The following is a 25,023-nucleotide window of genomic DNA, read 5'->3' on the forward strand; positions in this document are numbered from 1 at the left end:
TCGTTTTGATCTAACAAAAGATAAAAGGTACACGCTTTCCCTTACTTCTTTGAACATCATCGAGCAAGTTCAAAATCCGTTATCTATAAAAGTATACATACAGGGGGATTTGCCTGCCGAATTCAAACGTTTACAACAAGAAACGAAACAATTACTAGAAGAATTTCAGGCATACAACTCCAATATTGTTTTTGAATTCGTAGATCCTTTGGAGAACGAGGACGCCAGCATGGACAATATTAAAGACTTGTATCGAAAAGGGCTTACGCCAATAAACATAACCGTTGACGACAAAGGAAAGCAATCCCAAGCGATGGTTTTTCCTTGGGCAATTGCCGTTTATGACAATAAGGAAGTAAATATTCCACTGCTGAAAAATATTATGGGCGCCTCAACTACACAAAAAGTGATTGGCTCTGTGCAACATTTGGAATACTCCATTGCCGAAGCGCTCAATAAGATTACTAAAGCCAAACAAAAGAAAATCGCTGTTATAAAAGGAAACGGTGAATTGCAGGATATTTTGATGGCTAAATTTCTTTTGCAAGTTCGCGAAAGTTATTTTATCGGGCCTTTTACTTTAGATTCGGTTGCAAAAAGTCCTATTGCAAGTTTGCAAGCTTTAGAGAAATATGACTTAGCTGTTATTGCTAAACCTACTGAAACGTTTACCGATGCTGAGAAACAAGTTTTAGATCAGTTTATCATGAACGGAGGGAAAACTTTATGGCTGATTGACCAAGTCTCAGTAGAAATGGACAGTTTATACAATCCTTCTGGATCTACTTTGGCGTATCCACGAGATTTAAACTTGAATGATATGTTCTTTAAATACGGCATTCGAATCAACCCTGATTTAGTAAAAGATGAACAAGGAAGTCCCATAAAACTAGCTACCGGAGAACAAGGAAGTGCAACACAATTTCAAGAATTTAATTGGAAATTTGCGCCCCAAGTGTATCCAAACAGTTTGCATCCGATTGTGAAAAATTTAGGAGGAATCAAATTTGATTTTGCAAATCCTATCGATACCTTAAAAAACGGAATTAAGAAAACCATACTGTTGGAATCCTCACAATATTCGAAAAAAATAGGAACCCCAACAACGATAAATCTAAACATAGTTGCCGAAAAAACTTCGCCAAACGATTATTTAAACACAGGAAAGATTCCATTATCGGTTTTATTGGAAGGATCATTTCATTCCATGTTTGAAAACAGAGTTCTACCCTTTGAACAAAACACGTTTAAAGCAATAGGACAAAAAAACAAAATGATTGTGATTTCTGATGGTGATTTAATAAAAAACCAATTGGATAAAAACTTCCAACCCATAGAACTGGGCTACGATCAAAGGTCAGGAAATTTGTATGATAACAAAGATTTCCTAATCAATTGCGTCAATTACCTATTGGATGACAACGGACTTATTAACATTCGAAGTAAAGATCTTGATTTGCCTTTATTGGATAAAGAAAAAGTTTATGAAAACTACACCCAAACACAAATCCTAACTATCGGACTTCCAATTCTAATTTTAATACTTTTTGGTGTTGTGTTTACTTTCGTTCGAAAAAGAAAATACAGCAAATAGATGTTAATAAAAAAGTTTCCAAACTAGAATAGTTTACGATATATTTGTATCCTATATCGTGTTTCGAAATAAAAGGAATACCATAAAAAATAAAACAAAACAGATGAAATTTATAGTATCGAGTTCGTACTTATTGAAACAATTACAAGTTTTAGGTAACGTTATCAACAGCAGTAATACCTTGCCTATTTTAGATAACTTTTTATTCGATCTAGACCATAATGTATTAACGGTTTCTGCTTCTGATTTAGAGACAACTATGTCTGCAACTTTAGGAATTGATTCAGAAAGTAAAGGAAGCGTTGCTGTCCCTGCAAAATTGCTATTGGAAATCCTTAAAACATTCCCAGAACAGCCGTTAACTTTCACCGTTGAAGAAAACAGTACGATTGAAATTAGTTCTAATTCTGGAAAATATGCTTTGGCATATGCTCCTGGTGATGAATTTCCAAAATCGGTTAATTTAGATGATCCTTCTGTAACACTCGTCCCTGCTGATGTTTTGGCAACTGCAATAAGCAAAACTATTTTTGCTGCCGGAAATGATGATTTACGTCCGGTTATGTCTGGAGTATTCTTCCAGTTTTCTCCACAAGGATTAACATTTGTTGCCACTGATGCGCACAAATTAGTGAAATATGCTCGTACGGATGTAACGGCTTCTCAAGTGGCTGATTTCATTATGCCAAAGAAACCTTTGAACATTTTAAAAAATATTCTTGGAACTTCAGATGCTGAAGTAAAGATTGAATACAATGATTCGAATGCTACTTTTTCTTTTGATAATTATGTTTTAATGTGTCGTTTAATTGACGGAAAATATCCAAATTACGAAGCGGTAATTCCAAAAGAGAATCCAAATAAATTAATGATTGACCGTTCTCAATTTTTGAGTTCTGTGCGTCGTGTAGCGATATTTTCGAATAAAACTACACACCAAATTAGATTGAAAATTGCTGGTGCTGAATTGAATGTATCTGCAGAAGATATTGATTATTCAAACAAAGCCGAAGAAAGATTGACTTGTGATTACCAAGGTGATGATATGCAAATAGGCTACAACTCTCGTTTCCTGACAGAGATGTTGACTAATTTGCAATCTGATATGATTATGCTTGAAATGTCATTACCAAATAGAGCCGGAATTTTAACTCCAGTTGATGGATTAGAGGAAGGCGAAACTGTTACCATGCTTGTAATGCCTGTAATGCTAAACAGCTAAGATTACCATTTGATATACGCTATTAACCAAACCACTTTTATATTTAAGAAACCGTCTCGATAAATCGAGACGGTTTTTTGTTTTTATGTGTTTCACTTTATGTTATTCTAAACAAGGCTAAATTTCATTGTGTTTTCCTTTTCGATGATTAATTTCGGCTGCTTGCATTAGTGGGTTTGCTTCGTTCGTTGCAAAGACAAACCGCACATGGATATAATTAGTGTGAAATCTAAGAAGTCTATTAATTTAAACTAAATAACGCCCATTTTTTTCATTAAAAATGTAGCGCTTCTATTTTTACAAATTCCATCATGTAACTTGTAATCAAAATGGAGTTCATTATCGACAATCTCTACTTCAAAGCATTTATTGGTTAGTATATTTGGATATTCATTTGTTGTCAAGCAAACTTCTATATCGTGCGTTGCAATGGCTCCAATTGCTTTTTTCGCAATCACTTTTTTGACTACTTCAATTGTTCCATTTCGTTTATCATCAGAGTTTGTTCCGCGCAATATTTCGTCCAATAAAACAAATGCAGGTCTATTTTCGAGCTCGTCCATGATTTGCTTTAGGCGCTTTATTTCAGCAAAGAAATACGATTCACTATCGGACAACGAATCGGATAATCGCATCGAAACCAAAACGGGTAACGGATGCACATTCGCTTGGCTTGCACAAACAGGCGAACCTATTCCAGATAAAACCATATTAATTCCTAAACTTCTCAAAAAAGTACTTTTACCTGACATATTTGAACCCGTTAAAATCATAAAGGATTGTGGTTGAAAACGTACATTATTGCCTATTCTGGTTTTAGGATTTAATAACGGATGACTTAAATCTGTAAAATCAACTTCAAAATTTTCATTTAAAGTTGGGAATACAAAGTCGGGGTTATTATAGGACATGTTGGCCAAACTATTCAGCATTTCAAATTCGCCTATAACATTGAGCCATTCCTCAAGTACCTCGGCATGATCATTTTTCCATTGAATTAGCGATTTTAATACATGAAGATTAAATAAAAAAGTTCCATTAAAAACGATAGCAGTAACGAAATTTGAAATGCTATCCATCCTTGAAAACAAGTCAGCTAACTGTTTCAAATGAATACTTGCATTTTCTTTCTTGAATTTTAGTTTTTGCTGTAAAGCAACTAGTTTTTCCGACTTAAAACTTTCGTCTTCTATTTTTTGTAAAAGCAAACTATATTGGTGAATGGTTTTATCAATTGCAGTAGAATTAGCTATTTCGCATTGAATTCGCTTGATAAATCTGCCTAAAATTATTAAGTTGATTACAAATAAATACGATAAAATTGAAGCGTAAACAAGATTTGAAGATACAATATACGCAATCACAAATCCCAGAAAAAGCATTGGTGTTGCATAAGAAATGTATACGCTTGACTTGGATAACGGAATACTATTGAAAGTAGTCCACTTGAGCAAGGTTTCAAAATTTGATCGATTATCATTTCCTACTTTGGCGAAAGCCAAAAATTCCTGACGCCAATCTAATTTTTCGGATAATTCTTTGATTGCTTGTTGATTATCTCTAATTTGATCCTTTGGCAAAAGTGTCAACAATTGGTTTGCTAATCTCTTTTTACCAACATAAGTGGCGGTTCTATTACAGTTTTGAAACAATGAATGTTCTCCAAAAATATCTAAATCATAGGCGTAAGGATGTTGAAAATCAATAAATTCTAGCCCGTTTTCAAAAGGAATTTTATCTCTTTTTAAATACGCTATTTCATTTTCATTGATTGTTACTAAACTTTGATGGAGTTTTCTTTTGAATGCTAATGTCGTGTGGAAACGCATGAGAACAATAAAAGTTATAAACAAGCAAACGGCAACAACAAGAAATACAACCTCACTGTTTTGTATATAATAATAACTGGAAACAACAAAAAGAGCAATGGCAATTAATCGTAATATACTAATGCTGCTATACTGTTTGTTGATTGCTGTTACTTTTGATATAAATCGTGCTTTTTTCTCCTGATATATTTCCATATTGATTTTGATGAATCACAAATATACGAAATAGATTGCGCTATGATCTTTAAATCAATAGCTATTGGCGCTGCCATAAAGCACGATATGCTGCACTATTGCTTAAACTCCTATAATCAAGCAATTGGAATGGTTAAAATAGGAATATCAAAATGTGTTGTTATTTTTTTTGTCAAGCTTGGATTAAAAATACTTTCAAAAAAACCTCTTTTATAGGGCAACATGGTCAACACATCTACTTCTTTATAGTTTATAAAATCAATAATACTTTCCTGAACCTCATTGCTATTTACTATAAAAAAATGAAGCGGTTCTGCAATAAATTCATCTTCCCATTCTTGTATGGTTACTTTTGTAACATCTGATTCGCTCGTTTTTACATACAAACATTTCACAATAGCACCTGCATTTTTTGCTAAATGGAGAACCATTTTTAATGCTTTTTTGTCTTTGGTTCTAAAACGAGTTGTGAATCCGATAACTTCAATTTTCTTAAATTTGGCTTCTATAGGGATACAAAACATAGGAACATCTATTCCAGAAATTACAGAACCTGTATTGGTACCTATAAAAAAAGTATCCCATCCCGTGGCTCCAGCAGTTCCCATTATGACAAAATCTATTTTATCTTCTTTGATAGATTTTTTAATATTATTAAGTAAATCTCCATCCATTAATCTATGAGACATTTTTATTTTATCAAGATGACGTTCTTCTGCTATGGCTCGCAATTTTGGGATTTCATCTTTAAACATATCAAATTTCGCTAACGCTAATGAATCGTAAAGGACCGCGTAATTTTCAGGAAAAAACTGATTGTCATAAATTGGCAGCTCAAAGCTGTGCAATAAAACAAGTTCCCCATGAACTATTTTTGCAAATTCTAAAGCATGTACAAAAGCATTTGTAGCTACTGTAGAAAAATCGGTTGGAAAGAGAATTTTTTTCATTTTTACTATTCTTTTAAAGGATTCATTTACTAATAAATTTTGAGTGTTTTTCGAGTATTCGAATCAGAATTAATTTTATTCATGAATCGCCAAAATTGGTACATTGATGTGAAATGCTAATTTTTTTGAAAGACTGATTTCGAAAAGTTTATCAAAGAAATTTCTGTGATGCACATGCATTGCTATCAAATTAATTTTGTGCAAATCGGTAAAATTTAAAATAATTCCTTCCACATCTTCTCCTTTGATAGAGTGAAATGTAACTTCATTGTTTTCTACTAAAACCTTCCAATCTTCTCTGCTTTCATCTTTAATTTCATGTTGCTGAGACGCTATATACAGGCAATCAATAGGTGCTTGAAATATTTTGGCTAAAAAAAGGACTCTTATAAAAGAACCCGTATCCTCCGGTTTGTATTGCGTAATAAACAGTATTTTTTTGATAGGATAATATCTACAGTGCTCCGGTATTGCCAAAACTAATGCTGTAACATCATTCATTACTTTTGTGGCTATTGTACCGAAAAAAGTTTCTTTAAGACTAGTGGCACCTTTAGTACCCATAACTACGAAATCGAAATTTTCATTCTCTGTTATTTTTTTTATTTCTGGAACCAAATTTCCCAAAATCAAAACATGACTTATTTTGATATGAGTTAAATTGTTTTCTTCTGCAATTTTTCTTAAAATAGGAACTTCATCTTTATAGTTTTCAAAATTACTAAGTTCTGTTACATTATACATTTCATGTAAATACTCCGATACATTAACATAATTGGCTTGTGGCAATTGATACACATGCATTGTAACTATTTCGGCGTTAATGAATTCTGCCAATTTTAATGCGTAAATAAACGCGTTTCTAGACACTTCTGAAAAGTCAGTAGGAAATAGAATCTTTTTCATAAAACAATTATATTATTGAAAATCAATTATTTATATAAATTTACAAAACGAAAAACAAAACAGAATGATAATTATCAGTTTGGCTAATTTTTAACAAAAAATAAAGTCAATGGTTTAATAAGCCAGTCTTGTAGCCATGTCAATTTTGCTTACTTTTGCATCAAATTGAATTTAAATATGATACCTCAAGATTCCATAGTAGCACTAGCAACTCCCTCTGGTGCGGGTGCTATTGCAGTAATTCGAATTTCTGGACAAGATGCCATTGCAATAGGAAATTCTGTTTTTAAATCCATAAAAAACAAAGAATTAACAACCCAAAAAACGCATACGTTACATTTAGGACATATTATGGACAATAATAAAACTTTGGATGAAGTTTTAATTTCTATTTTTAAAGGACCTAATTCGTATACTGGTGAAAATACAATTGAAATTTCATGTCACGGTTCTACATATATCCAACAGCAAATAATTCAGTTGTTACTTCGAAAAGGTTGCCGCATGGCTGATGCCGGTGAATTTACCTTGCGCGCATTCTTAAATGGAAAACTGGATTTGTCGCAAGCCGAAGCTGTTGCCGATTTGATTTCGTCGGACAACGAAGCTAGCCACCAAATTGCAATGCAGCAAATGCGTGGTGGTTTTAGTAATGAAATTGCCAAACTAAGAGAAGAACTGTTGAATTTTGCTTCGCTGATAGAACTCGAATTAGACTTTGCCGAAGAAGATGTTGAATTTGCTGATAGAACTCAATTTCACGAATTGTTGAATAGGATTGAGTTTGTATTGAAACGTTTGATTGACTCGTTTGCTGTGGGAAATGTTATTAAAAACGGAATTCCAGTAGCTATTGTGGGTGAACCAAATGTGGGGAAATCAACCCTATTAAACGCTTTACTTAATGAAGAACGTGCCATCGTTTCGGAAATTGCAGGAACAACACGTGACACCATAGAAGATGAATTGGTCATTGGCGGAATTGGTTTCCGATTCATCGATACCGCAGGAATTAGAGAAACGGAAGATGTTGTAGAAAGTATTGGTATCAAAAAAACATTCGAAAAAATCGAACAAGCGCAAGTAGTCGTTTTTCTTTTTGACAGTTCTGAATTTAAAGTTTCAGGTTTAAAGTTAAAGGTAGAACTAGAAAAAATTAAGAATCAATTTCCGTTGAAACCTCTTGTAATAATTGGTAACAAAGCTGATAAATTAGAAGAAATAGAAATTATTAATTTAAGAAATGAAATTCCCGAAATCGTACTTATTTCTGCCAAAGAAAAACTGGGAGTTGAGGATTTAAAGAATCAATTACTCTCTTTTGTCAATACTGGCGCCTTACGCAATAACGAAACCATCGTGACTAATACGAGGCATTACGATTCGTTACTTAAAGCACTTGAAGAAATTACAAAGGTAAAATACGGTCTCGAAACCAACTTGTCTAGCGATTTAATGGCTCTAGACATCCGAGAGGCCTTATACCATTTCGGAATGATAACCGGACAAGTAACCAATGACGAATTGTTGGGTAATATTTTTGCTAATTTCTGCATCGGGAAATAGTACCGAAAATGTAATACATAGATTCGAAAACAAGTATTAATCGTAAATAATTGAATCTTCATCTTTATTAAAAATGATAACCTTTCTAGGATATTTTTTGGCATAATTTAAAACCAATTGCGTACTATATTGATTTGTTTTGTACGGTTTAATATGCTCTTTTATTTGATTCGAAACAGTAATGATCGCATCGGAATCTAAATAGCCCATGCCATAAAATTGTCCTTTTTCTACCAAGATACAACTACGTTCGTCAGTAGTTCTTCCTTTATCAATTATAGCAAAACTGATTCTGCTATTCAAATAAAAATCAATAGCAACTTGGATTTGATCATTGTGTAAATCCATATCAGGTAAGTAAATTATATTTTCTTGAGTTGTAAAAACTCCATCAGCCATACCGCCATATTTACAAAATCTACTATCAATATCAAATTTTTGTGCTAATTCTTGCAATAAATTTATACCACCGTACATATGATCAAATGTTTCTAAGCAATTTTGATTTTTGGCTAATTTTCCAACTGCTAGATACCTATATCCATTCCTTGCTTCGTATTCAAATAATCCGAATTTTGGTTCAAAGCGCTTCAAAGATTTATTATGAATAGGCCATAACTGCTTTATTTCACTACACTCAAGCAACAATGCCATTAATTCTGTTCCGCAAATTTCGTAAGTAATATGGTAGATATCACGCAAAAAATATTGTCTTTGCGGTGTGATTTTATGACCTCCAAAATGTGATGCTACTCGTTTTTTTATGCTTATAGCTTTTCCAATATATATTACTTTTTTGTGCTCATCGTAAAAATAATATACGCCTGGTTTATCAGGCAGTTGATCAAAATCTTCACGAGCTAAATTAGGGGGCAAGCGCTGATCTTGAGATGTTTTCTTTATCATTCCATCCATTACTTTGTCAACATCCCATTCTAGTAATCGCGAAAATAAAATTGCAGTTGCATCAGCATCTCCTCCCGCACGATGGCGGTTATCGAGATTTATTTCTAAGGTACTGCAAAGTCTACCCAAACTATAAGATGGTAATCCCGGTTTAATTTTTCTTGCTGCTCTAACAGTACACAGCTTTTTAGCGGTCCATTTTAAACCAGCTCGTTCCAGTTCGTGACGAACAAAAGAGTAGTCAAAATTGACATTATGTGCCACAAATACACGATCTGATAAAAGTTCAAAAACTTGATCTGATATAAAATCAAATAGTGGTGCATCTTTAACCATTTCATTGGTAATACCTGTTAATGCAAAAATGGCGGGTGGTATTTCTTTTTGTGGGTTGACCAATGTTTCCCAGCGGTGAATTATATTTTTTCCGTCATGAATAATAATAGCAATTTCAGTAATTCGGCTGTGACTCGCATTTCCACCTGTGGTCTCAATATCTACTATTGCGTATTCTTGTTTTTTCATTTTATGCGGTCTAGTTTATCACGACTGCGCTCGAAGTGTGATAGTTATAACTTAGCTATTCAAAAAAATTAAATCTCAAATTTTCAGTTAAAACTTCTCGATTACACTCGAAATGCTATTTAGATTTAAAAGTATAATGGATTTCTAATTATTTGGCTAAAAATTCTCAGATGCGGTTAAAGTGAAATTATTTTAAATTATTTCCATACAATTTGTTACTGAAAAAATTTAATGATTCTAATTACTTCGAAATGTATTTTCCTCGGAATCAAAAAAAATACTACTTAAAATTTAAAAGCCATTTAAGAAATTACGAAGTGGCAATTTCTTAAATGACTTTTAGAATTAAATTGATATTGCTACAGCTTACTAATGAAGCTACCATAGATATCTTTGAACTGATACCCTTCAGAAAAACGGTCTTTACTTAGTTTTTTATATTCGACTAATCCCCAAAGAATAAATTCTTTCATAAATAACCTATCTTCTTTTTCAAGTTGTGGTTGGTATTTTTTAATCAAAACCTCAAGAGGAACTATGCTGCTCAGGATTCTTTCATATTCTTCATCAGAGCAATCGTCTACTAACTCGAAACCACTTTCAACAAAAAACCATTCGATGATATCTGTGTAGGCCGTTTTTTGACCTTCTTTCTCTAGTTTTTCAATTTTTGGAAAATAAGCTGGAAAAAAAGTATGAATTGCATCACCTAATAAGTGTTGTGCCACTGCAGCTGCTCCCTCCTGCTCTCCCTCATATACCAGTTCTACTTTTCCTGTTATTGCTGGAATAATTCCCATAAAATCAGATAAACGCAACGTTGTTTTGTCAGCTCCAGACTTCAAAGCCCTTCTTTCTGCAGTACTCAATAAATTTTCAAAAGCGGTTATGCTCAATCGTGCACTTACGCCACTTTTGTTATCGATATATTCACTTTCGCGTGCTTCAAAACTAATCTGTTCCAACAAATCTCTCGCTAATGAAGGCACATAAACCATATCACTTTGACTCAAGTCTAGTTTTGCTTCCTGCTCTGTAATGGTACGAGCTATTTTAATTGTATCTGGGTAATGTGTTAAGATTTGGGATCCTATTCTATCTTTTAGCGGCGTTACAATACTACCACGATTGGTATAATCTTCTGGATTTGCGGTAAATACAAATTGCATATCCAATGGCATTGTTAGTTTAAAACCTCGAATTTGTATGTCGCCTTCTTGCAAGATGTTGAACAATGCTACTTGAATTCTAGCTTGTAAATCAGGTAATTCATTAATTACAAAAATACAACGATTTGCTCTTGGAATCATCCCAAAATGAATCACTCTATCATCTGCGTAAGAAAGTTTTAAATTGGCCGCTTTGATAGGATCTACATCCCCAATCAAGTCAGCTACGGTTACATCTGGTGTGGCTAGTTTTTCAAAAAAACGTTCGCTTCTATGCAACCAAGATATCGGAGTTTCATCGCCTTTGGCCTCAATGATATCCTTAGCAAAACGAGAAATGGGTTGCAAGGGATCGTCATTAATCTCGGAACCCGTTACAAACGGAATGTATTCATCCAACAATTCGATCATCTTGCGAGCTAATCTCGTTTTGGCTTGACCACGAAGCCCCAATAAATTGATGTTGTGACGGGATAGAATCGCTCGTTCCAGTTCTGGAATAACTGTATTTTCAAAACCATGTACGCCTTCAAATGTTGGTTTTCCTGTTTTTATTTTTTCTCTAAGGTTAGATCGCAATTCGTCTTTTATACTTTTGCTTACATAACCTGATTTTTTTAATTCGCCTAAAGTTTTTATGGTATTCATTTATTTTTAATTGAAATTGATATTGAAATTGATCTATTATTAGGATTTGCGTTAGGGATAAAAGCGGCATCCTTTTGTGCAGCGATAGCGAAACAAAAGATAGAGCGAATAGCCCGACCCTTGTGGTAACGCCCTAAACTATTTTATTCTCTTTTTACGGTTTGTTTCATAATCCTCAAAAATCATTTCGCCCAATCCTTTTAAGCCCGTATAAAAAGCTTTCCCTTGGTTGGACTCCGTGAATTTATTGACAAATTTTTGCAAATACGGGTCATTAGCAATCATAAAAGTGGTGATGGGAATGTGTAATTTCCGGGCTTGTTGCGCTTGGTTGTAGCATTTATCTACAATGTATTCGTCAAGACCGTTGCTATTCATATAATAAGAACCATCCTTCTCGCGCACACAACTTGGTTTCCCATCGGTTATCATAAAAATCTGTTTGTTGGTATTTCGTTTGCGTCGCAAAATATCCATTGCTAGTTGCAAACCGGCTACAGTATTGGTATGGTAAGGTCCTACTTTTAAATAAGGTAAATCTCGAATTGCAATTGTCCAGGCATCATTACCAAAAACCAAAATATCTAAAGTATCTTTTGGGTAGCGAGTTGTAATTAACTCCGCTAGAGCCATGGCTACTTTTTTGGCAGGTGTAATTCTATCTTCGCCGTACAAAATCATACTGTGGCTGATATCAATCATCAAAACAGTGCTCATTTGGGATTTAAACTGCGTTTCCTCTACAACCAAATCATTTTCGGTTAGCATAAAATCGGCCACTCCATTATTGATTTGTGCGTTTCGTAAACTTTCAGTCAAGGAAATGCGTTCGAGTCCGTCTCCAAAATGAAACTCCCTAAACTCGCCTGTATGCTCATCGCCATTTCCGGCATGTTTGGTTTTATGATTGCCACTTCCAGAACGTTTTAAATTTCCAAAAATGGTATCTAATGCCTGTTGCCTAATGGCACGTTCTGTCTTGGCCGTGATTCCAATTCCAGAGGTCCCATCTTCTTTGAGTTCGTCTCTGATGTATCCTTTTTTCTTTAAATCTTCTATAAAATCATCGATGGTGTAGTGCTCATCGGTCAGCTTGTATTCGGTATCCAATTCTCGCAACCAGTCTATTGCTTCATCGAAATCTCCTGAAGTATGCGTGATTAATTCCTTGAAAATACCAAAGAGTTTATCAAACGGAGATTGAAAAGGCGCTTCGTATTGCTTGAAATAAAATCCTTTTTTAGAGTCGTTTTTCATAATTGTTAAAATTAAGTCTTTTACAAAAAAACTCTTGACAAACGAATATTAATTTTTAGTTAAAAGCTTTATCCAAAAATCACTCGAAAATTATTTGGATCTTTAATACACTATTATCACAAAGATTTAAGAAGGTATAAAACTTTTTCTAATTTTTTTATTGACTACTATTCGTTCTCTAGAAAAATTCTCCATCACTGTAAAACCAACTTCCATTTTCAAAAATAAAAGTTGAAAGTTCATGGTGAATTTGCTTCTGATTTTGATCATCAAGAAAATACGCTTTAAATTCGACTTTGTTTTCTATAAAGTCAATGATTTCTAGTTGGAGCCACGTATTACTACTGTCCCAATTTAAAAGTTCTTCTCTTGAATAGTTGTCTCTTTCAGAACGGTGTGTAGTTGCTATCAAATAATCAATGTGCTGCAGGACATAAGCTGTATATCGAGACCGCATCAAGTCTATTGCTGTTGCAGCTATTTTGTTGCCATTAAGCAAAGGCTCACAACATGTAACAAAGCTTTTTGATGAACAGCAATGGCATTTTGTATTAGTCATAACATTAAAAACATATCAACATTTCGTATTATTATTGCACACCAAGGGCAATTATCTTTTGCTGCAATTGATTTAATAGTACTTGATATTTACTGATTTCTATTAATTCTTCATCTTCCTCTGAAAAGTCCAGTAATTCATCTAATTCTTCACTAACATCTACTAACTTGTTAATAGCCTCCTTGCCATTTTTACTAACAATTAAATCAATTATTTCTTGAATTCCATTTTTTAGAGTATCAAATTTAGTAGTGTTCATTATATGTTGTTTTCAGATGTTTTACTTTGATTGAACTTTATAGAAATCTGTTTTAGTTTCTCTTTTCGCAACATCTCGGCTAGCTTTACTTTGTCCTGCGCTTTGTGTAATTTATCGTTGTGCTTTTTTATGTTTTTTTCGTTATTTCTTCCCATGAAATGTTTTATTACTCAAATCATTTGTCTGATTTAATATTGACTGCAAAGTTCGGCTTATTTATTGAAATTCAATTAATTTTTAGGTATTGAGTTTTTACAATTATGAAGTTGACTTTATAACAACTAGTAATAGAGTTGATTTTAGTTTTTTTTTAGCATTTTTTCAAAAAGCAAGCAATACTGTCTGTATAAGATAAAATCTCTACTAATCAATTATCAATGGTGATTTTACATTTCTAAATTCAATTAGCACCCCAATTATAAAAAGTTCATTGTATTGAATTATTTTTATTATATTTAGTTAAGATTTCAGATTTCAATATTTTTTTTAAAGGCTTCAAATGGACAAAAAAAAATACCCTGAATTTATACTTTGGTTCTTAAATAGATCCAAAACAACGGGTTTTATCGCTTTTTTATTCTCAAGCTTTATTGCAGGATTTATTGTTGTGCAACAATACCAACTTGTAATGGAAGATGAGCAACAAGAAATGAGCAATATCCTAAAGATCGTCAATCAAAATCTTGAACAATCTCTAAAAAACTGTTATACAACCACTTTAACCCTGGCATTAACGATTAATGATAAAGGGATTCCTGAAAATTTTGATGATGTTGGTAAAAAGCTTTTAGAAACCAATAATGTTATTAGTGCAGTACAACTAGTTCCACAAGGAATTATTAAATACATCTATCCTTTAAAAAATAATGAAGCAGCATTAAATCTCAATATATTAACAACTCCCAATCTGAAAGCAGAGGCTATTAAATCTGTAATTTTAAAAAAAATGTATTTTGCAGGTCCCTTGAATCTAAAACAAGGCGGAACTGGTATCGTAGGCAGATTTCCTGTTTTTATTAACAACAAATTCTGGGGGTTTTCGGCAGTTATCATAAAATTAGATGATCTGTTAAAATATTCTGGAATTACTACTGTAGAAGATTCTAAATATTACTTTCAGTTTTCAAAGGAAAATTTAGTAACTAAAAAAGAAGTTTTTTTCCTGCCAAATAAAAGTGATTTTTCACAAAAATACTATATATCTACAACTATTCCCGACGGAGATTGGAAACTATATTTGATTTCAAAACATAACAATTATTTATATGCACCCATTATATTACCTGGTATAATAGGGGTTATTTTTGCAGCACTTTTTGGTGTTTTAATTTTCAAATTACTAAAGATTCCAGAGGAACTGCAATCTTTGGTGGATGTTCAAGCTACAAAACTTTTAAATTCTGAAATAAAATTTGAAGCAATTTTTGATCAGGCCGCAGTAGGTATTGCACATGTTGATTTGGTAACAGGTAATTTTATTGAAATTAATAATCAGTTTTGCAGATTATTGGGATATTCTCAACAGGAAATGAAGGATAAAAATTTTCAATCCATAACTCATTTAGATGATTTAGGTATCGATTTATTAAATTTAAAAAAAATATTAAGTGGAGAAATAAAAGAATATAACTTAGAAAAAAGATACTACACAAAATCAGGATCTATTATTTGGGTTAATTTATCTGTATCAACCCTCTTTAAAAAAGGCGAAAAATTGACTTCTCTAATCTCTATTGTTGAAGATATTTCGTTAAAAAAAGAAGCGGAGCACTTGATCAAGAAAAGTGAAACTCGATTTAAAAGTTTATTCGATGATTCCCCAATTCCTATGTGGGAAACTGATTTTTCAGAAGTAAAAAGACATCTAGAAAAATTAAATCTAATGAATGAAAATAAAGATGCTGTTTCTCATTATTTGAAAACGCATCCACATGTAGTTTTTGAATGTTTACATTTAGTAAAAATAATTGATGCAAATACAATGTGTATGAACCTTCATAAGGTAAAGCACAAAGAGGAATTGATCAATACGTTCTTCTTTCAAACACCTGACAATAGTATTGCTGACGGTTTTATTAAACAAATAATAGGCATTACTCAAGGAGAAAATCAACTGATAATGGACTCCAAAATGAAAAATACTGACGGTGAATACCGAGACGTTAATGTAAGATGGAATATTATTCGTGGCTATGAAAAATCTTTGGAAAGAATTATTATTTCTACAGAAGACATTACAGATCGTAAATCATCTGAAAACATAATTCTTAAATCTCAGCAAAGAATAGAATCTTTGATAAATACCATTGATGGAATTGTATGGGAGTGTGACGCCAAAACCTTTTCTTTTAATTTTATCAGTAAAAAAGTTGAAAAAATATTGGGATATTCTGCTGAAGAATGGGTACAAAATGAAACGTTTTGGGTAGATCATATTCATCCAGATGACAAAAAATGGACTATTGAATATTGTACCTTAAAAGTTAATGAAAACTCAAATCATGACTTCGAATACCGAATGATTGCCAAAAATGGAAAAGTAGTTTGGTTGAGAGATATTGTAAACGTAATTTCTGAAAACGGACAAGCAATTAGTTTACGTGGTATTATGATTGATGTGTCTGCAACCAAAGAATCTGAAAAAAAATTAAATGATTCCTTTAATTTAGTTACCGAGCAAAATAAAAGATTATTGAACTTCTCCTATATAGTCTCCCATAATTTAAGATCACATACCAGTAATATTGCCTCGATCATGGAATTACTTGAATCGTCTGATTCCGAGGAAGAAAAAAATGAATTGATTCAATTATTAAAATCAGTTTCTAATTCTTTGAGTGAAACGATGATCCACCTCAATGAAGTTATTACAATTAGGACTAATATTGGTTTGGTATCAGAACCTTTAAACTTAAATCATTATTTAGAAACAGTTCAAAAAGTACTTTCTGAACAAGTAAATGCAAAAGAGGTTTCTTTCGTGACGAGAATGCCAGAAAATGTGATTATTAATTACAATCCCGCTTATTTAGAAAGTATCTTGTACAATATCATTTCAAATTCTATTCGATATAGCCATCCAGATCGCAAACCAATAATTTATATTCAATGGATAATTGATTCTGAAAATAAAATCCTTCAGATCTCTGATAATGGTGTTGGAATTGACTTGGTAAAGAATGCGGATAAAATTTTTGGTATGTATAAAACATTTGGTAATCACATCGATTCAAAAGGTATTGGATTGTTTATTACCAAAAATCAAATTGATGCCATGGGTGGAAATATTACTGTAGAAAGCGAACCTAACGTAGGCACAACATTTAAAATTTATATTCAATGACAAAAAAATCAATTTGGGTTATTGATGATGATGCCATTTATCAAATTTTAGCAAATAAAATTATCCAACGATCGGAACTGTTTTCTACTGTAAACTCGTTTGTAAACGGCAAACTCGCAATAGATGCGTTGCACACCATTAAAAGAAAAACAACAGAAAATACCGAAAAAATTCCAGATATCATTCTGTTGGATATCAACATGCCAATTATGGATGGTTGGGAATTTATGGAGGAAATGAGCTTGATAAAATCTCAATTAAATAAAAAAATAATCGTTTACATTGTAAGTTCTTCAATTGCTGCCGAGGATAAAAAAAAATCTAAAACCTACTCAGACATCGTGGGATACTTATCTAAACCCATTTCTATGAATGATTTAGAATTAATTGCATTGAACGAATAAAGTGTAATTTTAATTTAAAAATTAAACTAAGCTGATTAATTAATAATTAAGCATCGTAACTGAACACTATTTCTTGTGTTTCCATCTTTTGTGCGTCCAGAAATAAAATTCAGGTGCCTCGATAATTTGTTTTTCTACTTCTCGCAAAAAAATACTGGTAATTCCAAAATCGGGAATCGAACGAGGATCATCTGTAATTGGAATAAAAGTAGCTTCGTAAAATCCTCTTTTTAATTTCTTTACTTTAACAAAAAGCACATTCAAATCGTATTTTTTTGCTAACATTTCTGCACCGGTATGAACGGGTACTTCTATTCCCATAAAGGAATCCCAATGGAAGGCTCTGTTCAATTTTGGAGATTGATCGCTGGCTAATCCATACATGCTTAAAATTCCTTTTTTTTGGTTTTCGGCGATTAACGGGATTGTATTTTTTGTTTCTACTAGTTCAGCATTATATTTTGATCGAATATCTCGAATTAATTTATCAAAATAGGTATTGGCAATTTTTTTATAAACGCCAATTCCCTTAAAGCTAGTTTTCTCATTAACTGACAACAACCACTCCCAACTTGCATAATGAGACGCTAGTAAAACAGTACTTTTTCCTTTAGCTTCATATTCTTTTACCAATTCAATGTTGGTTACGACAAACCTTCTATTCATTTCAGCTGCAGAAATAGTCATAGTTTTAATCATTTCCAGAAACATATCGCACATGTGATGGTACGATTTTTTTTCAATGATTAAACGTTCTTTGTCGCTTAGGTGAGGTAATGCCAATACTAAATTTGCTTTGACAATTTTTTTGCGATAGCCGATAATGTAGTAAACTATAATATAAATAAAGTCCGAAAACCAGTAAAAGATCCTAAAAGGAAGAATGGAGACCATCCATAAAAACGGAAAAGTTAAGATAAAAATAAGAAATTGCATGCCGTTACTTTTATTGCAAATATAGTCCAAAAATATAGACGCTATAAATTTTGATAGATTATGAATCACTATTTTAGAATGACTATCTTTACATTTCACAATACATACACTTTATGAATACGGTATTAATAGCACTAATCGTTGTAAATGTTTTAATTAGTTATAAAGGGTTTAATGATATTTCCTTTTTTAGAAAATATGAGTTTCATGTAGGGAGCATTCGCAGTGGTGAACAAATCAGGATGCTATCTTCTGGTTTTTTGCATGCTGATATGACTCATTTACTATTTAATATGTTAACGCTGTGGTTTTTCGCTCCCGTTGTTATCAGTTATTTAGGCGATATTTCCTTTTTAATGATCTATTTTGGGAGTCTAATTTTTGGAAGTTTGTTAACCATGTTTTTTCACAAAGACGATTATGGATATAGAGCCGTAGGAGCATCAGGTGCCGTTACGGGTGTTTTATATTCGGCCATATTACTTCAGCCAGATATGATGTTAGGTATCTTTTTTGTTATACCCATGCCTGCCTACATTTTCGGAATCTTGTATCTGTTGTATTCTATCTATGGGATGAAGGCCAAAAACGATAACATTGGTCACACAGCACATTTTGGAGGCGCTATAGGCGGTTATCTGATTACATTGCTCAAAGAACCTACATTGTTAGTAGATCATACCTTAATGGTGCTATTATTGGCCATTCCAATAGTTATTCTTTTTGTAATGCAAAAGTTAGGCAAATTATAATGGCACAACTTTTGAAAAGAAATTAGTACAAACAAATAAATATCTCAAAAATGAAAAAAGCACTATTGATTCTGTCTATTTTATTTATTTCAATGTCTTATGGACAAGAAGTAAAACAAGTTCCTCAAATAAATGTAAGCGGAGAAGGAAAAGTAAAAGTTATTCCGGATCAAGCCACTATAACGGTTACGGTTGAAACCAAAGGAAATAACGCAAAAGATGTAAAAAAACAAAATGACGAAAAGATTGATGCGGTCTTAAAATTCATTAAAAAAATGAACGTAGCTCCTTCAGATTATAAAACACAACGCGTTTCATTGAATCCACAATACGATTATGAAAAAAAGAAACACAATTACAATGCTACCCAAACAATCGAAATTCTATTAAGAGATTTATCAAAATATGATGAATTGATGGAAGGATTGGTTGACCAAGGAATTAACAGAATTGATGCCGTAACTTTTCAATCTTCGAAACTAGCACAATATCAATCCGAGGCTAGAAAATTAGCAATGAAAGAAGCAAAAATGAAAGCCGAAGATTATGTTTCGGTTTTAGGTCAAAAAGTGGGGCGTGCGATGACTATTTCAGATAATTCACAAACCTATTATCCGCAACCCGTTTACGCTACAATGAAAAGCATGGAAAGTAGTGATGCAGCACAACCAAGGGAGACACTGGCAGCTGGGGAAATAAACATAACCGCAAATGTAACGGTAAGTTTTATTTTAGAATAAAAGCTAACCAATTGCAAATTGAAGAAGAATCCATCTCGTACTTATATGAGATGGATTTTTTTTGAATTTGAAAAACCTACAATCGAAGAATTTGCTTCAAGAAGTCATGCCAGTAGAGTATTAATTGGAAAGTAGATATTTCAGATTAAATTGATTCAAACATTTTAAAATAAACAGCAACCAAAAATTAGGGCAAACCTGTTATTTATTAAAATTTTCTATAGCAAGATATTTTTTAGTGAGAAGCACGCAAAGTCGCAAAACTATTCTATAAAAAAAACGTTTCAATTGCTTGAAACGTTTTAGTGGGGAGAGCAGGATTCGAACCTGCGAAGTTTACACAGCAGATTTACAGTCTGCCCTCGTTGGCCGCTTGAGTATCTCCCCAAGTCTCAACAAGCATTGCTTATCGTGCTAACCGGGTGCAAATATAGAAACAGTTTTGAAGTTTCCAAACTAAAATTGCACTTAATTTTACTATTATTTTTAATGTATTGGTATTGAATAAAATAAAAAATCTCCACTAGGGAGATTTTTTATTTTAAAAGAATAATTGCACTTATTTTGCTAAAAGTTCTAGGACTTTTGCTCTTAGTGCAGGACCTCTTAAATCTTTTGCTACAATGTTTCCTGAGGCATCTAGAATAAATGTAGCGGGTATCGATTCTACTTTATATTGAATAGCTATAGGCTCGTCCCAAAATTTTAAATTTGAAACATGACTCCAAGTCAACTTGTCTTTTGCAATTGCATCTTTCCAAGCTTTGGCATCTTTATCTAACGAAACACCAATTATATTTAGACCCTTACTATGCAATTCTTTATAAATTGCTACTACGTTTGGATTTTCTTGGCGACAAGGTCCACACCATGAGGCCCAAAAATCAACTATAGTAACTTTTCCTAAATTTTCTTTCAAAGATATTACTTTACCTTGCGGATTAGGACCTGAAAAATCTGTTCTTCATTTAGCTTCAACAGCAGGTGCTGCTGGAACTGGAGCAGCTCCTACAGCCGGCATTTTCAATTCAGCCAACTTAGTTTTAATAGCGATTCCTGGTTTAGTTTTTTTCAATGATTCTTCCAAACTATTGTATAATTTTTCAGATTTAGCAACGTCTGCCGTTGGATCATTTAACATACCTTGAATGATCAAAGCTGAAATAAAAGCTTTTGGATGAGTCTCAGCATAAGTAACATATTTTGCCTTGGATGCTTCACCTACTTCTTGTTGAATTTTTGTGAATTCTGACATCAACTTATTGATTACAACAGTATCTTTAGTTTGTTGAGCAGCTTCCATAGCTTTCATATTTTTACTTTGAAAATCCATAAGTTTCTTTTGAACTTTAGTAATTTCTTCATTAAAAGCTACATATTCATCATTGTTGTAAGTTCCTGAAACTTTAGATTTTTGGATACTATCTTTATTGATAGCAATAGTTACTTCTCCATTTTCTAAGATAAAAGGGATTTTAACTTGCGCTCCTTCTAATTGAATACTATAAAATGAAGGTTCAGTAATTTTTCCTTTCATTTCAAATTTTCCATTTTCAACTTTAACAGTATCTTTTGCCAACATCATTCCTGTTGCATCTTGAGTTTCAAGAATAATTGTTTTACCATTTTCAATTCCTGTTGCAGTCCCTGAAATGATATATTCATCTTTGCCAACTTTGCTACAAGAAATTAAAACAACAGCAGCAGAAAGTAATAAAATTATTTTTTTCATTATTAATTAGTTAATTAAGTTAAGATTGCAAAAGTATTTAAAAATTATAAAATAAAAATTATTTTGCCACCTAAATTTTTGTTATTATTTCAAGAATTTTGGTATGATTTAAGATACCCTCAATATAATAGGTTTATTGAAGTAATACATATTAACGTTGCATTGGTGAACGACAAATGAACAGTTATTGAAATTTAGTTATCGCTTTTTATGATCTCAACTTTTGAATTTGATTGCTACTTTCGTATTTAAACGTATAATTTGAATATGTACAAACAAAAAAACCTCCAAAATCAAATGACTTTGGAGGTTTGTAAATTATAGTGGGCCATACGGAACTGTTTACGAACCATTTCATGCAGGATTTAAAGAAGTTGTCAATAAAGTAGTTATTATTAAAGTGTAAAACTAAGATTTATCTGGTAATATTTAGATTGGAAAATAAATCACCGATGTTTTGGATTTTATCCCAGATTACTTTAAAATCAAAAGATATATTCGTTTCAGGTATACGTACAAAAACTTAAATGAACCGAAAATAGTAATTGACCTGCTTCCAGAACGAATCATAGACAAAGGAATTCCATCTGAAGGACTCTTAAATAAATATTGTAGACCACCTACCGCTATGTTATCAAAAGCGAAGCTTAGCCAGAGAAGTTATTGAAATCGTTTCTTCTACTATGTATTCCGGGCCAAAAATTGGAATTGGGTTGTCAATATAACTTTAGTTTGTAAGAGTAAATTAAAAAACAAAAGTTTAGACTATCAATACTATTTGCCAATTATAGTAAATAGTTGGAACATTTTTATTTAATGTCATGTCTTGTCGCTATGCGTCCATAGTATTGCATTTTAAAACAATTACTATGGCTAATACAAATCAAAAAATCAGCAAAACTTATTCGAAAAACCGTTATATGTCTCGGTAGATAACTTTACGAATGGAGGCATGATGGTTATGCTGTACAGCATTATTGAACAAATTGAACTATCAGATTGAAGTGACTCACCCATTACCCATTTCCGATATTTTTAATTTTGATAGTAGTAATAATTATGAACCTAGACTGAAAAAAGCAGTTGGTTTCGGAAATTAAATAAATAAAAAAAAATGAATATAGACAAAGAACTCGAAAGAGGTTTCATCCGTGCCATTCAGAAAACATCTAATGAAAGAAATGAAAGTGAAAAAAAAGCAATATGTGATCGTAATGAACACATAAATAGTCAATTCAAATGGTCAACAGAACTTGATGAAAAATTAGTGCTCCTAAACGATAAACTTCGAGAGCAAGAAAAAAAGGTATTCAATCAATATAGAAAAATTGAAAAACAATGCGAATTAATAGTTACCAATAAAGAAATTAAAGATTTCAATATTAAGGTTGAATCGGAATATTGGAATAACAAACATTATAAAAAATACGATCCGAAAATTTACGGCAATCCTTTCTATATAAATACATGGGATGACTTTGTGGGTTTCCGACAGTTGGAAGAAGAATATAATGACTCTTGTTCAAACATAGTTGGTGGTATGTGTTTTATTCCTCAAGATTCACTCATCATAAAAACAAATCATTGTTATTCATTTCATCATTTGTACGATCATAGCGATTTAACCTGGTTTGACATCTACAATATTGACGAAGTCTGGATGGAGATTAAAGTTGATTATCAGTTTTTTTCTAAAATAAAATAATTTTTATGCAATCATATAAAAATGGTAAAAATGGACGATTTCTTTTTTTAGATGACATTCGCCATCCGTACGATGCTTACGAGTACACACACCAAATTATGTTCTTACAAAAAAAATGGGAGATTGTAAAAAACTATAATGATTTTACTGAATGGATTACCAAAAATGGTTTACCTGATTTTATTTCTTTTGACCACGATTTAGCAGATATGCATTACACATCATCTCATTTATCTACTGATGATGAAAAATCAAAAGAATGGCAAGATGCACACATACATAATGAAAAAACAGGTCATGAATGTGCGAAATGGTTAGTTGACTATTGTTTAGACAACAATTTTGATTGCCCGAAATTCTATTGTCATTCTATGAACCCTGTAGGCAAGGATAAGATAAATGGTCTTTTGAATCAGTTCTCAACCTACCGTTAACGTTTTGGTAAGGATGAATGACCAAATTGGAGATGACATTAAAATATTTACAAAAAAATTGCCGCACACAAAGAACCACGTCATTCATTGACGTTATAACAGTGTACTTTTGTTTAGAATTTAAAAAACACGTTATGACATTATCCAAATTTACAACCCAATATAATTCAAAAAACACAATTATCCTTTTGGAAGGAAAACGAAATGTTTTAGAATTGGATAAAGAAAAATTAATTCAATTAGGAAATCTTTTAGCAACGCATTTGCCGCTGGCTACTTTTAGAAGTGGTAATGCCGCTGGTGCCGATTTTTATTTCTCACAAGGCGTTTTGCAGGTAGCACCCGAGCGATTGCAAGTAATCACGCAGTTTGACAATCATCGTGAGAAGCAAAACAATGCTTATGAAACCATTTCATTGGATAAAATTGATTTGGCAAACGAATCGGAAGTCGTTTATCAGTCGAAAAATAATAAAAAAACGAAATCGCTTATAGACAAATACGTTGGCGGTACAAAAGATCGATTTGCTATTAAAGCAGCTTATATCATAAGGGATACCGTTAAAGTGACTGGAACAAATTCAGGAATTCCACCTACTACTTTCGCTTTCTTTTACGATGATTTAGACAACCCAAAAACGGGCGGAACGGGGCATACAATGTCCATTTGTGACATAAATAATGTTCCGTATTTAACGCAAAACGAATGGTTAAACTGGCTTTAGAAACTACAAACTATGAAGAAAATTAGTATCGAGCTCTCGGATGAGCAATATGAAAAAATGAAAGTCCATCAAAAAAGAGGTGTAGAAATAAATGCCGAATCAGATAGTCTTTCAGGATGTAGCATTAAATTATGCTGTTGTGAACTTGGAGATTGGCTGGAAATTGAAATGAATGGTGTTTTGAATTTAGGTGATGTAAATTGGAAAATAGAATAAAATTATGGAAATCGATGCCATTAAAGTAGAAATAGAAAAACAGTATCAGCAATGGAAACTAGTTCCTGGAGATATTGAGGACTTTACAACTGCCGAAATATATGAAAGTGCCGTCCGGTCATTAATAATTGATTACTGCGAACGCAAAGAATATATGGTCGAGGGCTTCCCTTTTCAGAAACGAATATTGGGAGAAACTGACGATTATTATGATGAAGACTATTTTTGTTTCTGGAGGTATGTAAAATATCTAGATGTTCTTGCCACTACAAAGGAGGATGTTTTTGAGCTTTTATATTTTTATTCTTGCACTTTTTCGAAAGACTGGGAAATAACGAAACAAGAGTATAGAAAAACCATATTAGAGTATATCAGAGTGAATATTTACGACATTGAGTTTTAAAAACAAAAAAATAGTTTCTCATGAAATTCAAAAAAGAACCAAATAATT

23 protein-coding genes, 1 tRNA gene and 1 pseudogene are annotated in these 25,023 nt (G+C 32.4%); 12 read left to right on the forward strand and 13 right to left on the reverse strand.

Annotated elements, in window-relative coordinates; translation table 11 throughout:
• Together gldG and dnaN are read left to right on the forward strand one after the other, a co-directional pair.
• Positions 1–1,594 (forward strand): gliding motility-associated ABC transporter substrate-binding protein GldG (gldG, locus tag AC061C_RS10105; protein ID WP_478291073.1); only part of this gene is annotated, 1,594 nt, incomplete at its 5' end.
• Positions 1,595–1,697: 103 nt separating this feature from the next.
• Positions 1,698–2,816 (forward strand): DNA polymerase III subunit beta, encoded by a 1,119-nt coding sequence (gene dnaN / locus AC061C_RS10110; protein ID WP_099715409.1) that lies wholly within the window; start codon positions 1,698–1,700, stop codon positions 2,814–2,816.
• Between the two features lie 251 nt (positions 2,817–3,067).
• Here the strand turns inward: dnaN and AC061C_RS10115 are convergent, their stop codons facing one another.
• From AC061C_RS10115 to AC061C_RS10125, 3 genes are all read right to left on the reverse strand, one after another.
• Entirely contained in the window at positions 3,068–4,840 is a 1,773-nt protein-coding gene (locus AC061C_RS10115; protein ID WP_478291074.1) for a MutS-related protein, read from the reverse strand.
• Positions 4,841–4,956: 116 nt separating this feature from the next.
• Positions 4,957–5,790 carry a universal stress protein gene (locus tag AC061C_RS10120; RefSeq protein WP_478291075.1) on the reverse strand — a complete coding sequence of 278 codons (834 nt, stop codon included), beginning with the start codon at positions 5,788–5,790 and terminating at the stop codon, positions 4,957–4,959.
• 75 nt (positions 5,791–5,865) lie between these two features.
• Positions 5,866–6,696, reverse strand: a complete 831-nt coding sequence (locus tag AC061C_RS10125; RefSeq protein ID WP_478291076.1) for a universal stress protein — start codon at positions 6,694–6,696, stop codon at positions 5,866–5,868.
• A gap of 177 nt (positions 6,697–6,873) precedes the next feature.
• Between AC061C_RS10125 and mnmE the strand changes: the two genes are divergently transcribed.
• The gene (gene mnmE / locus AC061C_RS10130) at positions 6,874–8,262 is read left to right on the forward strand and encodes a tRNA uridine-5-carboxymethylaminomethyl(34) synthesis GTPase MnmE (protein WP_478291077.1); all 1,389 of its coding nucleotides are present in this window, start codon (positions 6,874–6,876) and stop codon (positions 8,260–8,262) included.
• A gap of 36 nt (positions 8,263–8,298) precedes the next feature.
• On the opposite strand, the gene AC061C_RS10135 is transcribed toward mnmE, so the two are convergent.
• The 6 genes from AC061C_RS10135 to AC061C_RS10160 all read right to left on the reverse strand — a co-directional run bounded on the left by AC061C_RS10135 (position 8,299) and on the right by AC061C_RS10160 (position 13,740).
• Positions 8,299–9,693 (reverse strand): exonuclease domain-containing protein, encoded by a 1,395-nt coding sequence (locus AC061C_RS10135; protein ID WP_478291078.1) that lies wholly within the window; start codon positions 9,691–9,693, stop codon positions 8,299–8,301.
• Between the two features lie 359 nt (positions 9,694–10,052).
• The gene (locus AC061C_RS10140) at positions 10,053–11,510 is read right to left on the reverse strand and encodes a magnesium chelatase (RefSeq protein ID WP_478291079.1); all 1,458 of its coding nucleotides are present in this window, start codon (positions 11,508–11,510) and stop codon (positions 10,053–10,055) included.
• Between the two features lie 138 nt (positions 11,511–11,648).
• Positions 11,649–12,767: a vWA domain-containing protein gene (locus AC061C_RS10145; RefSeq protein ID WP_417944817.1), complete on the reverse strand. Its 1,119-nt coding sequence runs from the start codon at positions 12,765–12,767 to the stop codon at positions 11,649–11,651.
• Between the two features lie 178 nt (positions 12,768–12,945).
• The gene (locus AC061C_RS10150; protein WP_478291080.1) at positions 12,946–13,326 is read right to left on the reverse strand and encodes a YchJ family protein; all 381 of its coding nucleotides are present in this window, start codon (positions 13,324–13,326) and stop codon (positions 12,946–12,948) included.
• 31 nt (positions 13,327–13,357) lie between these two features.
• On the reverse strand, positions 13,358–13,585 hold the full coding sequence (locus AC061C_RS10155; protein WP_478291081.1) for a hypothetical protein: 228 nt from the start codon (positions 13,583–13,585) through the stop codon (positions 13,358–13,360).
• On the reverse strand, positions 13,585–13,740 hold the full coding sequence (locus AC061C_RS10160; protein ID WP_417944822.1) for a hypothetical protein: 156 nt from the start codon (positions 13,738–13,740) through the stop codon (positions 13,585–13,587). Before AC061C_RS10160 ends, AC061C_RS10155 begins: the two co-directional genes overlap by 1 nt.
• Positions 13,741–14,084: 344 nt before the next feature.
• Between AC061C_RS10160 and AC061C_RS10165 the strand changes: the two genes are divergently transcribed.
• Together AC061C_RS10165 and AC061C_RS10170 are read left to right on the forward strand one after the other, a co-directional pair.
• Positions 14,085–16,928 carry a PAS domain S-box protein gene (locus AC061C_RS10165; RefSeq protein WP_478291082.1) on the forward strand — a complete coding sequence of 948 codons (2,844 nt, stop codon included), beginning with the start codon at positions 14,085–14,087 and terminating at the stop codon, positions 16,926–16,928.
• Entirely contained in the window at positions 16,925–17,332 is a 408-nt protein-coding gene (locus AC061C_RS10170; RefSeq protein WP_478291083.1) for a response regulator, read from the forward strand. Before AC061C_RS10165 ends, AC061C_RS10170 begins: the two co-directional genes overlap by 4 nt.
• 66 nt (positions 17,333–17,398) lie before the next feature.
• Here AC061C_RS10170 and AC061C_RS10175 read toward each other — a convergent pair whose 3' ends face one another.
• Entirely contained in the window at positions 17,399–18,268 is an 870-nt protein-coding gene (locus AC061C_RS10175; RefSeq protein ID WP_478291084.1) for a lysophospholipid acyltransferase family protein, read from the reverse strand.
• A gap of 113 nt (positions 18,269–18,381) precedes the next feature.
• On the opposite strand from AC061C_RS10175, the gene AC061C_RS10180 reads away from it, so the two are divergent.
• Together AC061C_RS10180 and AC061C_RS10185 are read left to right on the forward strand one after the other, a co-directional pair.
• Entirely contained in the window at positions 18,382–19,020 is a 639-nt protein-coding gene (locus AC061C_RS10180; protein ID WP_478291085.1) for a rhomboid family intramembrane serine protease, read from the forward strand.
• A gap of 50 nt (positions 19,021–19,070) precedes the next feature.
• A complete protein-coding gene (locus tag AC061C_RS10185; protein WP_309756049.1) occupies positions 19,071–19,760 on the forward strand; it encodes an SIMPL domain-containing protein in 690 nt (229 codons plus the stop codon).
• Positions 19,761–20,066: 306 nt separating this feature from the next.
• Here AC061C_RS10185 and AC061C_RS10190 read toward each other — a convergent pair.
• The 3 genes and pseudogenes from AC061C_RS10190 to AC061C_RS10200 all read right to left on the reverse strand — a co-directional run bounded on the left by AC061C_RS10190 (position 20,067) and on the right by AC061C_RS10200 (position 21,492).
• A tRNA-Tyr gene (locus AC061C_RS10190) sits at positions 20,067–20,147 on the reverse strand.
• Positions 20,148–20,319: 172 nt separating this feature from the next.
• Positions 20,320–20,706, reverse strand: a pseudogene (locus AC061C_RS10195) (TlpA family protein disulfide reductase); the annotation flags it as partial.
• An 18-nt stretch (positions 20,707–20,724) separates the two neighbouring features.
• Positions 20,725–21,492 carry a DUF4369 domain-containing protein gene (locus AC061C_RS10200; protein ID WP_478291086.1) on the reverse strand — a complete coding sequence of 256 codons (768 nt, stop codon included), beginning with the start codon at positions 21,490–21,492 and terminating at the stop codon, positions 20,725–20,727.
• A 1,114-nt stretch (positions 21,493–22,606) separates the two neighbouring features.
• Between AC061C_RS10200 and AC061C_RS10205 the strand changes: the two genes are divergently transcribed.
• From AC061C_RS10205 to AC061C_RS10225, 5 genes are all read left to right on the forward strand, one after another.
• On the forward strand, positions 22,607–23,197 hold the full coding sequence (locus AC061C_RS10205) for a hypothetical protein (RefSeq protein WP_478291087.1): 591 nt from the start codon (positions 22,607–22,609) through the stop codon (positions 23,195–23,197).
• 5 nt (positions 23,198–23,202) lie between these two features.
• A complete protein-coding gene (locus AC061C_RS10210; RefSeq protein WP_478291088.1) occupies positions 23,203–23,631 on the forward strand; it encodes a cyclic-phosphate processing receiver domain-containing protein in 429 nt (142 codons plus the stop codon).
• A 134-nt stretch (positions 23,632–23,765) separates the two neighbouring features.
• Positions 23,766–24,356 carry a hypothetical protein gene (locus AC061C_RS10215; RefSeq protein WP_478291089.1) on the forward strand — a complete coding sequence of 197 codons (591 nt, stop codon included), beginning with the start codon at positions 23,766–23,768 and terminating at the stop codon, positions 24,354–24,356.
• A gap of 12 nt (positions 24,357–24,368) precedes the next feature.
• Entirely contained in the window at positions 24,369–24,572 is a 204-nt protein-coding gene (locus AC061C_RS10220; protein WP_478291090.1) for a hypothetical protein, read from the forward strand.
• A gap of 4 nt (positions 24,573–24,576) precedes the next feature.
• Positions 24,577–24,975 carry a hypothetical protein gene (locus tag AC061C_RS10225; protein WP_478291091.1) on the forward strand — a complete coding sequence of 133 codons (399 nt, stop codon included), beginning with the start codon at positions 24,577–24,579 and terminating at the stop codon, positions 24,973–24,975.
• Positions 24,976–25,023 lie beyond the last annotated feature (48 nt).

The sequence above is a fragment of the Flavobacterium sp. GNP010 genome (assembly GCF_056428945.1).